Consider the following 13,479-nt stretch of genomic DNA (forward strand, 5'->3'; position numbering starts at 1 on the left):
AATGCCGTCACGGTAAAAATAAAAAAGGGTGGGGTAGGGAAGAAGCAACGCCGCCCAGCCTACAGCGTAGCCAGCCAGCACTCTAAGGTAAGCCGCTGGTAGTAGCAGCGCTACCCCCGCCGCCCGGCCGGGACCCGACGCGCCACTGTTTCGCGGGGACAGTCAATTTCGTCCCCCTTTTCAGCGAAAATACCCCCTCTCGCCGCTGAGAACGGCCGGTACTTTTGTCTGGTAAGGTGGCTGCGCTGGCGCGGCTGCTGGCCCCTGACTTAGCGGCTTCGCTACGCTCGCCCTCTTTTCTCCCATCCCAGCCATGCCCCTCGTGCGGTACCTTTTTCTTTTACTGCTGCTCGGCGGTCTGGGCCGGTGCCCGGCGCGGGCCCAGGCCCAGTCGGCCCCTACCCCCCGCCACACGTTCACCCTCGGCCAGCGCCAGTTTTTGCTCGATGGCAAGCCGCTGCAGCTCATCTCGGGCGAGCTGCACTACCCCCGCATTCCGCGCGAGGCCTGGCGCAGCCGCCTGAAAATGGCGAAGGCGATGGGGCTGAATACCATCGGCACCTACGTTTTCTGGAACACGCACGAGCCCCAGCCGGGCCAGTATGATTTCACGGGGAATAACGACGTGGCGGCCTTCGTGAAGATGGCCCAGGAAGAAGGGCTGTGGGTGATTTTGCGGCCCAGTCCCTACGTGTGCGCCGAGTGGGAATTTGGCGGCTACCCCTACTGGCTCCAGAACGTGCCCGGCCTGAAAGTGCGCAGCGACGAGCTGCAGTACATCGCCGCCTATCGGCGCTACCTGCTGGCCGTGGGCCGGCAGCTGGCCCCGCTGCAAGTCAACCACGGCGGCCCCATCTTGATGGTGCAGGTGGAGAACGAGTACGGCTCCTACGGCGCGGACAAAGCGTACTTAGCGGAGAACAAAAAGATGTTCGAGGAGGCCGGCTTCGATGGGCTGCTCTACACCTGCGACCCAGCCGCCGACGTGGCCAAGGGCCACCTGCCCGGCCTGTTGCCCGCCGTGAACGGCGTGGACAAGCCCGCCCGCATCCGCGAATTGGTGAACGCCAACCACGACGGGCACGGCCCCTACTTCGTGGCCGAATGGTACCCGGCCTGGTTCGACTGGTGGGGCACCAAGCACCACCGGGTGCCGGCCGAGAAGTACACTCCCAGCCTCGACTCGGTGCTGCGGGCAGGTATCTCGCTCAATATGTACATGTTTCACGGCGGCACCACGCGGGGCTTCATGAACGGGGCCAATTTCAAGGGCGACACCTCGCACTACGAGCCGCAGGTGAGCAGCTACGACTACGACGCGCCCCTCGACGAGGCCGGCAACCCCACGGCCAAATTCCGCGCCTTCCGCGAAGTGATTGCCAAATACCGGCCGGCCGGCGCGCCCGCCCTACCCCCCGTGCCCGCCGCCAAGCCTAGCGCCGCCCTGCCCACCGTGCAGCTCACGCGGGCCGTGCGCCTGCTCGACCGCCTACCCCCGCCCGTGGCCAGCGCCCGGCCGCTCACCTTCGAAGACCTCAAGCAGGCTTACGGCTTCGTGCTCTACCGCACCACCGTAGCCAATGCCCGCGCCGGCGAGCAGCTGCTGAAGCTGCGCGACCTGCGCGACTACGCCGTGGTGCTGGTGAACGGCCAGTGCGTGGGCACCCTCGACCGCCGCGAGCGCCAGGACAGTCTGCGGCTCAAGCTGCCCGCTGGCAAGGTGCAGCTGGATATTTTAGTGGAAAACCTCGGCCGCATCAACTTCGGCGAGTATATGCTTCAGAACACGAAGGGCATTACCAAAAGCGTGACGCTCGGCGGCAAGGAGCTGACGGGCTGGCAGCACTACGGCCTACCCTTCGCCCAGGCCCCGGCCGTGGCGGCCGGAGCCGCCGCGCCCACGGCGGGCAGCGGCCCGGCCCTGCGCACGGGCACCTTTACCCTCACTAGGCCCCTCGATTCGTACCTCGATATGCGGCAGTGGGGCAAGGGCGTGGTGTGGATAAATGGCCACAACCTGGGCCGCTACTGGGGCATCGGCCCGCAGCAGACCATCTACGTGCCGGCCGAGTGGCTGCGCAAGGGCCAGAACGAGGTGACAGTGCTGGAGCTACTCAAGCCCCGGCAGGCTACCCTCACCAGCCTCGACCACGCCATTCTCAACGAGCTGCGGCCCAGCGCGGCTATCTCGCTTAATGACTAATGCTATACAGTCAGCGTCGCCCTCCGCGTCAACCTAACCCCCTCTCCTGCGGAGAGGGGGGACTAGCCCTAGCTTAGTTTTATAGTGTAAATCAAGTAGTTAATCTAGAGCTAAAACTAGAAACTAGTTCCCCCTCTCCGCAGGAGAGGGGGCTAGGGGGTGAGGTTGACACGGAGGGCGACGCTGACTGCATAACATCGCTTAATGAGTAGCGCCGCTGCGAGCGACCACGCTGACGCTTAAAGTCTTTTGCCAGGGGTAGGGAGCCGGATTTTATCCCCCTTTTAGGCTAAAAAGGCCCCCATTTCCGGCCGGCCGGCCGGGTACTTTTACTTCCGGGTTTCCCGGCCCATCTTCTTGATTGCCAGGCGACAACTCTGCTGTTTTTTCTTCTTCCCACCCAAGCCGGCCGTAGCTGGCCCCTACCCCCCTTGCTTATGCAAGCCAAATCTTTACTCTTATGCGGAGCCTTACTGCCGCTGGCAGTGGCCGCCGCCCCGGCTGCGCCGGCAGTGGCGGCCCCTACCCCCCGCGCCGCGCGGCACGCCGCCGGCCCCATCACCGGCACCATCACGGACGAGAAGGGCCAGCCGCTGCCCGGCGTGACGATACTGATAAAGGGCACCGGAACCGGGGCCACCACCGACCAGGATGGCCACTTCACGCTGGGCCTGCCCAGCGGGCCGCCCACCGCTAGCACCCTGCTGGTCATCTCCTTCGTGGGCTTCGAGAAGCAGGAAGTGATGGTGACTGACGGGCAGGGTAGTATCAACATCAAGCTGCTGCCCAGCTCTCAGGCGCTGGATGAGGCCGTGGTTATCGGCTACGGCACCCAAGAAAAGCGCAACCTCACCAACGCCGTGACCACGGTGCAGGGCTCGGAGCTGGCGAAGCTGACGGTGAGCGACGTGGGCTCGGCCCTGCAGGGCAAGGCGGCGGGCGTGTCGGTGGTCAGCTCCGGCTCGGAGCCGGGCAGCCAGCCCCAGATTTTGATTCGCGGCATCTCGACCATCAACGGCAACAACCCGCTGTACGTGGTGGACGGCTTGCCAGTGAACGACATCAATTATTTGAACCCCAAAGATATAGCTAATTTGGTGGTACTCAAGGACGCCGCTTCGGCGGCTATCTACGGCTCGCGGGCGGCCAACGGGGTCATTTTGATTACGACCAAGGCCGGGTCGTCGGGCGTGCCCGTGATTACGGTGGATGCCACCACTGGTATCTCAAACCCCACGCGGATACCCAACATGGCCTCGGCCAGCGAATACGCCAACATTATGAACACCGCGGCGGCCAACTCGGGCTTGCCCGCCGTGTATGCCAACCCCAATCAGTTTACCCAAACCACCGACTGGTGGAAGGAGATTTCGCAGCCGGGCCTCACCCAGAACTACGCCGTGGGCCTCTCGGGCGGCAGCGACAAGGTGACGTACTCCACGGGCGTGAGCTATTATAAGGAGCGCGGCCTGGTGCGCGGCTCCGACTTCGACCGCTTCGTGCTGCGCCTCAAAACGCAGTACCAGGCCGCCAAGCACCTGCGGGTAGGCCAGGATTTGAACCTCTCCATGACCAACCAGCACTACCAGAACAGCGGCTCGCTGTTTCGGGATGCTTATAACGACGACCCCATCACGTCGGCCAGGATGGACCGCAACTCGGGCAACCTCTACGATAACTACGGGGCTTCGCCCACCGACATCAACAACCCGCTGGCCGTGGTGGAGCGCAACGACGACCGCCGCAACCAGTACTACTTCGTGGGCAGCGTGTTTGCCAACTACGAGATTGTGCCCGGCCTGCTGCTGGAAACGCGCTTCGGCACCAACACCAACTTTTACCAGCGCAACTCCTTCTCGCCCAACTACCAGATTGACGCCAACGAGCGCAACCCGCTCAACTCGGTGACCCAGGAAAGCAACACGAATATTTACTGGAACAACACCAACACGCTTACTTACAACCACGCTTTCGGCGACCATCACCTCACGGCCCTGGCCGCCGTGACGATGGAGAAGTTCGACAACCGCACCGAGTCGGCCTCGGGCCAGGCCATTCCTAGCAACGACCCCAGCCTGCGCTACCTCGACGCGGCCACGGCCAACTACAACGCCGGCGGCAACCGCTACGTCAACACCATTGCCTCGCTCATCGGGCGCATCAACTACGACTACAAGGGCAAGTACCTGCTGGCGGCCAGCGTGCGCCGCGACGCGGCCTCGGTATTTCCCGAAAACAACCGCTGGGGCACGTTCCCCTCGCTGTCGGCGGGTTAGCTGGTTTCGGAAGAAGAATTTCTGAAAAACCAGAATATTCTGAACTTCCTGAAGGTGCGCGCCAGCGTGGGCCGGGTAGGCAACCAGAACATCCCGAACACGGCCTACATCGGCACGCTGGGCAAGACCTACTACGTAACCGGCGCTGACCGCACGAACCAGCTGGCGGTGGTGCTCAACAACGTGCCCAATGTCAATGTGAAATGGGAAACAGTGGAGGACTACGACCTGGGCACGGACCTCGGCTTTTTGAATAACAAGCTGACGGCCACCTTCGACTTCTTCCGGCGCAACACCTACGACATGCTCATGGCGCAGTCCATCCCCGGCAGCGCGGGCTACGGCTACAACAGCCCCATCACCAACGTGGGCAGCATGCACAGCCAGGGCTTCGACTTCTCGGTGGGCTACGCCCAGAACTCGGGTAAGTTCACCTACGGCATCAGCGCGAACGCGACCCGCGCCATCAGCCGCATCGACCAGCTGGCCAACGGGCAGGCCATCTACTCGGGCAATACGCCCATCTTCGGGCGGCCCAGCAAAACTGAGGAGGGCGGCTACGTAGGCGCTTTCTACGGCTACCAGAACCTGGGCGTATTCCAGAACCAGGGCGATATTGACAACTACAAGTCGGCCAACGGCACCCTGATTCAGCCCAATGCCAAGCCCGGCGACTTCCGCTTCGCGGACCTCAACGGCGACGGCGTGATTGATTCCAACGACCAGAAGTACATCGGCAACCCGCAACCCAAGCTGACCTTCGGCCTGAACCTGACGGCCGCCTACGCCGGCTTCGACCTGCAAGCTTCCCTGGTGGGGAGCCTCGGCAACGACCTGGTGAACGCCAACAAAGGCTGGTGGTATTCGGGCAGCTACAACTACAACAAGATTGCCGGCCTGGAAAACGTGGCCTGGCACGGCGAAGGCACCTCCAACTCGGTGCCGCGCATCACGGCCAACGACAACAACCAAAACCTGACCCGCTTCAGCAACTTCTACGTGGAGAATGGCTCGTACGCCCGCCTGCGTAACCTCCAGCTGGGCTACACCTTCCGCAAGGAATGGCTGAGCTACGTGCGCATGAGCAACCTGCGCATCTACGTGAGCGCCCAGAACCTGCTGACCTTCACCAAGTACACCGGCACCGACCCCGAGGTGGGCTACGGCCGCTCCTACACCGATGCCTCCTCGGCCCTCAACAAGGGCGTGGACCTGGGCAACTACCCCACCGCCCGCACCTACCTGGCCGGCCTCAACATCGCTTTCTAGCCTATCCCACCCATCACTATCATGAAAAAGTACTGCCTCTATCTGACCCTGACCCTGGGCCTGAGCCTGCAAAGCTGCAAGGATTTTCTGACCCAACTACCCAACGGCCAGCAGACTACCGCTAATTTTTATACCAACGCCGACCAGTGCAAAGCTGCCGTCATGGGCTGCTACTCGCTCTCGGACCAGAGCGACTGGTGGATGATTGACCGCTCGCGGATGTTCGGGGATGTCGGCTCGGATGATGCCTGGAAGGGCAACTCCATCGCCGGCGACCAGCACGAGCTGGGCGACTTCTCCCGCTTCTTCTGGCTGCCTAATAACGAGTGGTTCGACAACCGCTACACCTTTATTTTTCAGGCCATTGGCAACTGCAACTCGGCATTGGTAGGCATTGGCGGCGCCAACATCGACGCCACGCTGAAGCAGCAGCTGCTGGGCGAGCTGAAGTTTATCCGGGCCTACAACTACTTCGAGCTGGTGAAGGGCTACGGCGGCGTGCCGCTGGTGCTGACCCCGATAGCGCCGAGCGATGCGGTGTCGCAGCCGCGGGCTTCAACGGCCGACTGCTACGCCCAGATTATCAAAGACTTGCAGGATGCTGCCGCCGCGCTGCCCGAGCGAAGCGCGCAGGCCAGCACCGACCTGGGCCGGGCCACCAAGGGCTCAGCCAATGCCTACCTGGCCAAAGCCTACCTCTACACCGAGCAATGGATGCTCTGCCAGCAGGCCGCCGAAACGGTGATGAATTCCGGCCAGTACAGCCTGGGCGATTTCGACAAGGTGTGGAACGTAAACAACCCGAACGGGGTAGAGTCCATTTTTGAAATCAACTACAACGCCGACCAGACCTTTGCCCTGGGCACCGCGCTCACGGTGGTGATGCGCAGCCGCGCCGACAACGGCTGGGGCTTTGACACGCCCAGCAGCAACCTGGAAAACGCCTTCAAGCAGGAAAATGACCCCCGCCTGAAGTGGACCATTATCAAGCAGGGCGACAACGTGGGGCCGAAAACGCCTTCGTTTGACTACTCGAACTACGATACCGACCTGGCGCAAAACGAGTCGGGCCGCATCAGCCGCAAGATGTTCGTGCAACTAGCCGACCGCCCCGCCAACGAGGAAAACCACTCGCCCCTCAACCGCATCGAGCTGCGCTACGCCGACCTGCTGCTAATGCACGCCGAGGCGTCGTCGAAGCTCGGGCAGGATGCCAAAGCCCTGTCGTCGCTGAACCTGGTGCGCGCCCGCGCCAACCGCCTGCAGCCCGGCACGGTGCTGCCCCGCACCTCCAGCGGCCCGGCCCTGCTCAGCCAAATTTGGCTGGAGCGCCGCCTGGAACTGGCAATGGAAGGCCACCGCTACTACGACCTGGTGCGCCAGCACCGCCTGGTGCCAGTGATTCAGGCTTTCAACACCAGCCAGGCCACCAGCACCGACCCCTACGACAAGGGCAAGGTGAAGGACCAGATTTCGGATAAGAACAACCTCTTCCCGATTCCGACCCCGCAGCTTCAGCTCTCGAACGGAGCTATCGCGCAGAATCCGGGGTATTAGAAAAGGGGCAACCAGCAACGAAGTCCGGGGGGGTAGGCGTAGCCTTACCGCCCCGGACTTCGCTTAGTAAGAGGGGGGTAGGAAATTATGGCTAGACTAATGCACCTATTTGTAGTTCAACGCACTGCTTTACTCACGCTGCTGGTGGCTGCCTCGCTGGCCCGCGCGCAAACCGCGCCTACCCCCGTGGTCGTGCGCATTGACCCCACCCGACCTCAGCAGACCATCGCCAACTTCGCGGCTTCCGATGCCTGGGCAGCGCAGTTTGTGGGCCAGTGGCCCGCGGCCAAGCGCGACGCCATTGCCGACTTGCTATTCAGCACTGCGGCCGGGCCGGGCGGGCAGCCCCAGGGAATTGGCCTTTCCATGTGGCGCTTCAACCTGGGGGCGGGCAGCGCCGAGCAGGGCGCGGGTAGCGGCATCAAGGACGAGTGGCGGCGGGCCGAGTCGTTTATGAAGCCCGACGGCAGCTATGACTTTACCCGACTGGCCGGGCAGCGGTGGTTTTTGCAGGCCGCGCAGCGGCGGGGCGTGCGGCAGTTTCTGGGCTTTCTCAACAGCCCGCCCGTGTCGCTGACCATCAACGGCAAAGCCCACGCCGACAAGGACCAGACCAACCTGGACCCGGCCAACTACGCGGCCCTGGGCACCTACTGCGCCACGGTAGTAGCCGGCGTGCGGCAGGCCACCGGCATCACCTTCGACTACCTCAGCCCCGTCAACGAGCCGCAGTGGGACTGGAGCGGCGACGGCCAGGAGGGCAGCCCTTTTCGCAACGCCGAACTGGCCGGGGTAGCCAGGGCCTTGAGCGCCGCCTTGGTGGCGAAAAAGCTGCCTACCCAGGTGTTAGTGACGGAAGCCGGCAAGCTTACGTATCTCACCGAAACGGCCGACAAGCCTGGGCGGGGCGACCAGCTGGGCGCGTTCTTCGGCAATAAAGTGGCCCCGACCTACCTCGGCAGCACGCCGCAAGTGGCACCAATCATCGCCGGGCACAGCTACTTCACCACCTCGCCTGCCGCGCTGGCGGTGGCCGTGCGCCGGCAGCTGGCGGCGCGGGTGGCGGCCGTGCCGGGCCTCACCTACTGGCAGAGCGAGTACTGCATTCTGGGCGGTAACGAGGGCGAAATCAACGGTGGTCCGCGCGATTTGGGCATGGCCCCGGCCCTGTACCTGGCCCGCGTTATCCACGCCGACCTGGCCGTGGGCAACGCGGCGGCCTGGCAGTGGTGGCTGGCCATTTCGCCCTACGATTATAAAGACGGCCTCGTGTACGTGGACCAGAATAAGACCGACGGCAACTACTACCCCAGCAAAATGCTCTGGGCGCTGGGCAACTACAGCCGCTTCGTGCGGCCGGGGGCCGTGCGCCTCACCGCCGCCCTGGCCGACTCGGCCGGCGGCAACCAGCCGCTAGTATCGGCCTACCGCAGCCCCAATGGCAAGCAGCTGATAACCATTGTGGTGAACGACCACGACGCGCCCGCCAGCGTGCGCCTGGAGCTGGCCGGCCGGCAGCGGCTGGGGGCCGGCCGGGCATACATCACGTCGGCAATGGCCAGCCTGCAGCCAGGGCCGGCGTTGGCTGCTGGTCAGCCGTTGGTCGTGGCCCCACGCTCCATTACTACCTTGGTGAGCGAGCTGCGCTAAGCCGGGGCAACATGCTGGCCGTGAATATTTTGAAAGGATGTCGGCGGCCTGCAAGTGCAGCGCACGGGCGACAAGCTGACCTTCGTGGCCGGCGAGGTGAGCGGCGAGTTCAACACCGCCCAGGGCCACTTCAGCAGCTACCGCCTGCGCAACGAGCCGGTAATCAGCCAGTATCCCGAGCCGTACTTCTGGCGCGCGCCCACCGACAATGACTTTGGCAACCAGATGCCCCAGCGGCTGGGCGCGTGGCGCACGGCCCACGCCCAGCGCCAGGTGCAGCGCGTGGCCGTGCGCGCGCAGTCGGCCGCCGGCCTACCCATCACGGTCGAGTACCTGCTCACCAGCCTCGGCGTGCCCTACACCGTGAGCTACCTCATCGCCCCCGACGGCGCGGTGCAAGTCACGGCCGCCCTCGATATGCGCGGTAAAGAACTGCCCGAGCTGCCCCGTTTCGGCATGCGCCTCGAGCTGCCCGGCCGCTTCGACCAGCTGAGCTACTATGGCCGCGGCCCCCTCGAAAATTACAGCGACCGCCACACCGCCGCCTTCCTGGGCCAGTACCGCGACACCGTGCGCCACCAGTTTGCCAACACCTACATCCGGCCCCAGGAGGGCGGCTACCACACCGATACGCGCTGGCTCACGCTCACCACGCCCACCGGCCAGGGCCTGCGCGTGGAAGGCGCTCAGCCACTGAGCTTCAGCGCCCTCGACGTGCCCACCGAGGGGCTGGACCCAGGCCTCACCAAGAAGCAGCAGCACACCAGCGACGTGCGCCACCACCACGACCGCGTGTACCTGAGCGTGGACCTGGCCCAGCGCGGCGTGGGCGGCGACAACAGTTGGGGCGCCCTGCCCCACGACCAGTACCGCCTGCTGGCCAAGCAGTACAGCTACAGCTATACCTTGCGGCTGGTTGATGGAAAGACCATGCAGCCGTAGAGCCGCTATCTTGAGACTTACCCAAAAGCCATCTGTCATTGCGAGCGAAGCGCGGCAATCGCATCCGAACGACACCCACGCCAGTCGTTCCGCCATCGTTCTGGTGCGATTGCCGCGCTTCGCTCGCAGTGACAGATGGCTTTTGGGTAAGTAAAATATCTTTTAACAACGTGTTGTTCTACAGAGCTTAAAAAAGTATTGTATGCCTGTGAATCAGTCTGTAAAACTGCTGCTGGCCACGGCCGGCTACCTGGCTGGGCAGCCAGCCTGGGCGCAGCGCACCGCCGTGGCGCCGCTCGCGCCCCTACCCCCGGTAGTGCGGCCGATGTCATCCACTGCGCAATTATTGGGAGTGCCGGTCGATACCCAACTCCCACGCGAGGCGCGGACAACTATGTTCCAGGAACGCCTGACCGCCCGGCACTCTTCACCAGAACCCATCTACCTGCTAAGCTCTCATTTTATTATCAGTGAACTGGTCAGCATCAACCCGCGGGATATTGCTGATATACATGTGTATAGAGGGGCTAATGCGCCCGCGCAGTGGCGGAGCCTGACCGAACACGGCCTTATCGACATTACCCTCAAGCCCGGTGTCAAGCTAAAGCTTAAAAGCGAGTCGCTGGCCGCCATTCGCCGGCAAGCCAAGGTATCCGGCGCGGTTAGTTTTCAGCTGAATGGCCTGCGTCTGGAGGACCCCTCACTGCGGATAGGCGCGGCCATAGCGGGGCTCGACGTGTTGCACAGCGACGGGGCAACAGTCATTAATATCCGCTTAGCGCCACCTGAGCCATCGCCGCCCCGCCACGACCCACCCGGCACCATCTATATCCGCGGCGTGGCTAGCCGGTAACTTATATAAGATAATACTTGTTACTCGTGCCGTTCGATTGCTGGTAATTAAGCTGTTAGCGAGTGCGCTAAGTGCCCACGGCCAAGCCGTAGTGGGCCTGGGCTGTGCTCGCAATAATGTGAGCGGAGCGGGCTTTCGCAAAAACCCGGTCGTGACCCAGGGCCTCGGTGGCGCAATGCGCTGACCTGAAGCAGAATAGCTAGCGGCTGAGCGACCTCAGCCCTACCCCCCTCGGCAGCTGGGAGCCCAGCTACGACACCGAGCGCTGGCGGCAGGTGGGCATCCTCAGCCTATTCGTGCAGCGCACGGGCCAGGGCGACGGTGAAACCCTCGAAGCGGTGCCGCCGCAGCCGGTTTCCATCCTCGACTGGCAGCCGGCGGCTCCCAAAGCCAGGTAAGATTAGGCTAAGTTTCGACGCAAAAACGCCCCTTTCAACGAGTTGTGAAAGGGGCGTTTTTTAATTGGGTTGCCTTCGGGAGGCGGTCGTTGTCCGACCAGGGCTCGAACCTGGACTCTCCTGAATCAAAATCAGACGTGTTGCCAGTTACACCATCGGACAATTTCCCGGTGGGCGGTGTGCCGTTCGGGGCTGCAAAGGTACTAAAAGAATGATACGAGGCAAGCGGACCGATAATTTTTTTTGAAAAAAGTGTCGGGGCTGAAACCAGTTGCTCTCGGCCGTGCGGGCGGGGGTAGGGGCCAGATTCACCTTAGCTACAGCTTTGAAAAGCCCGGTCTGAGGCGTACTTTTGCACCCTCAAAAGATAGTAACTTAGTAAAACCCAGTAAAAACCAAGCAAATGGCGAATTCGGGCAAAATCACCCAGGTTATCGGCCCCGTGGTGGACGTGAGCTTCGCGGGCGAAGGCGACCTCCCCAACATCTTCGACGCCCTGGAGGTAACCAAGGAAAACGGCCAGGTAGTGGTGCTGGAGTGCCAGCAGCACCTGGGCGAAGACCGGGTGCGCACCATCGCGATGGACTCGACCGAGGGCATGACCCGTGGGGCCGAAGTGCGTAACCTGGGCCGCCCCATCACGATGCCCACCGGCGACGGCGTGAAAGGCCGCCTGTTCAACGTTATTGGTGAGGCGATTGACGGTATTCCGCAGCCCAAAAGCGCTGGTGGCCTCTCCATTCACCGCCACGCCCCGGCGTTTGAAGAATTGGCTACTTCGTCGGAAGTATTCTTCACCGGCATCAAGGTAATCGACCTGCTCGCTCCGTATGTAAAGGGTGGTAAGATTGGCCTGTTTGGCGGGGCCGGCGTGGGCAAAACCGTTCTCATTCAGGAGCTTATCAACAACGTAGCCAAGGCGTATTCGGGCCTGTCGGTGTTTGCGGGGGTAGGCGAGCGCACCCGCGAGGGCAACGACCTGCTGCGTGAATTCATCGAAGCCAACATCATCCGCTACGGCGAGGCCTTCAAGCACTCGATGGAAGAGGGCGGCTGGGACCTAAGCAAAGTGGACATGGCCGAGATGGAAAAGTCGCAGGCTACCCTCGTGTTTGGCCAGATGAACGAGCCGCCCGGAGCCCGCGCCCGCGTGGCGCTGTCGGGCCTGACTATCGCCGAAAGCTTCCGCGATGGCGACGGCACCGGGGCCGGCCGCGATATTCTGTTCTTTATCGACAACATTTTCCGCTTCACGCAGGCGGGTTCGGAAGTATCGGCGCTGCTGGGCCGGATGCCGTCGGCCGTGGGCTACCAGCCTACGCTGGCCACCGAAATGGGCTCGATGCAGGAGCGCATTACCTCGACCAAGCGCGGCTCAATTACCTCGGTGCAAGCCGTGTACGTGCCCGCCGACGACCTGACCGACCCGGCCCCGGCCAACACGTTTGCCCACCTGGATGCCACTACGGTACTGAGCCGCAAAATTGCTGAGCTGGGTATCTACCCCGCCGTGGACCCGCTCGACTCGACTTCGCGCATCCTGGATGCGACCATCCTCGGCGCTGAGCACTACAACACCGCCCAGCGCGTGAAGGAGATTTTGCAGCGCTACAAAGAGCTGCAAGACATTATCGCCATTCTGGGTATGGACGAGCTTTCGGAAGAGGACAAGCAGACCGTGAACCGCGCCCGCCGCGTGCAGCGCTTCCTGTCGCAGCCCTTCTTCGTGGCCGAGCAGTTCACCGGCCTCAAAGGCGTGCTCGTTGACATCAAGGACACCATCCGCGGCTTCAACGAAATCATCGACGGCAAGTATGACCACCTGCCCGAGTCGGCCTTCAACCTGGTTGGCAACATCGAAGATGCCGTAGCCAAGGGCGAACGCCTGATGGCAGAAGCCAAATAAGTTGAGAGTTGAGAGTTAAGAGTTAAGAGTTGTTGTTCAGCTTTTAACTCTTAACTCTCAACTCTTAACTCTTAACTTAAAAGAGTTATGCATTTAGAAATCATCACCCCCGACCGGAAAGTATATGAGGGCGAGGTAACCGCGGTGCGGTTTCCGGGCACCGATGGCTCGTTTGAGGTGCTTAATAACCACGCGCCGCTGATTGCAGCGCTGCGTGAGGGCGACGTGACGGTGACGGGCGCGGGCGGCGGCACGTTTCACATCAGCGGCGGCATCGTGGAGGTGCTGCGCAATCAAGTGACTGTGCTGGCTGAGTCGGCTTCGGCCTAACGCTTAATGCAGTGGCATACGGAAGCGCCCGCGCTGGCTTTGGCCGGCGCGGGCGCTTTTTTGTGGCGAGTTAGGTGAAAATTGGCTGAGTGCGG

9 protein-coding genes and 1 tRNA gene are annotated in these 13,479 nt (G+C 62.5%); 9 read left to right on the forward strand and 1 reads right to left on the reverse strand.

What is annotated here, in order from left to right; translation table 11 throughout:
- The first annotated feature begins 343 nt into the window (after positions 1-343).
- The 7 genes from A0257_18025 to A0257_18055 all read left to right on the forward strand — a co-directional run bounded on the left by A0257_18025 (position 344) and on the right by A0257_18055 (position 10,750).
- The gene (locus A0257_18025; protein ID AMR29838.1) at positions 344-2,203 is read left to right on the forward strand and encodes a beta-galactosidase; all 1,860 of its coding nucleotides are present in this window, start codon (positions 344-346) and stop codon (positions 2,201-2,203) included.
- A 437-nt stretch (positions 2,204-2,640) separates the two neighbouring features.
- Entirely contained in the window at positions 2,641-4,479 is a 1,839-nt protein-coding gene (locus A0257_18030; GenBank protein AMR28806.1) for a hypothetical protein, read from the forward strand.
- 54 nt (positions 4,480-4,533) lie between these two features.
- Positions 4,534-5,748, forward strand: coding sequence for a hypothetical protein (locus A0257_18035; protein AMR28807.1), 1,215 nt, complete (start codon positions 4,534-4,536; stop codon positions 5,746-5,748).
- Positions 5,749-5,769: 21 nt separating this feature from the next.
- The gene (locus A0257_18040; protein AMR28808.1) at positions 5,770-7,305 is read left to right on the forward strand and encodes a hypothetical protein; all 1,536 of its coding nucleotides are present in this window, start codon (positions 5,770-5,772) and stop codon (positions 7,303-7,305) included.
- 99 nt (positions 7,306-7,404) lie between these two features.
- Complete coding sequence (locus tag A0257_18045; protein AMR28809.1) at positions 7,405-8,955, forward strand: xylanase; 1,551 nt, start codon at positions 7,405-7,407, stop codon at positions 8,953-8,955.
- Positions 8,956-9,009: 54 nt separating this feature from the next.
- A complete protein-coding gene (locus A0257_18050; GenBank protein AMR28810.1) occupies positions 9,010-9,897 on the forward strand; it encodes a hypothetical protein in 888 nt (295 codons plus the stop codon).
- A 202-nt stretch (positions 9,898-10,099) separates the two neighbouring features.
- Positions 10,100-10,750 (forward strand): hypothetical protein, encoded by a 651-nt coding sequence (locus tag A0257_18055; protein AMR28811.1) that lies wholly within the window; start codon positions 10,100-10,102, stop codon positions 10,748-10,750.
- A gap of 484 nt (positions 10,751-11,234) precedes the next feature.
- On the opposite strand, the gene A0257_18060 is transcribed toward A0257_18055, so the two are convergent.
- Positions 11,235-11,310 (reverse strand) — tRNA-Gln (locus A0257_18060).
- Positions 11,311-11,551: 241 nt separating this feature from the next.
- Between A0257_18060 and A0257_18065 the strand changes: the two genes are divergently transcribed.
- Both A0257_18065 and A0257_18070 read left to right on the forward strand, forming a co-directional pair.
- Entirely contained in the window at positions 11,552-13,054 is a 1,503-nt protein-coding gene (locus A0257_18065; GenBank protein AMR28812.1) for a F0F1 ATP synthase subunit beta, read from the forward strand.
- Positions 13,055-13,141: 87 nt separating this feature from the next.
- The gene (locus A0257_18070; GenBank protein ID AMR28813.1) at positions 13,142-13,384 is read left to right on the forward strand and encodes a hypothetical protein; all 243 of its coding nucleotides are present in this window, start codon (positions 13,142-13,144) and stop codon (positions 13,382-13,384) included.
- Positions 13,385-13,479 lie beyond the last annotated feature (95 nt).

Origin of the sequence: Hymenobacter psoromatis (assembly GCA_001596155.1) — a bacterium.
GTDB lineage: Bacteria > Bacteroidota > Bacteroidia > Cytophagales > Hymenobacteraceae > Hymenobacter.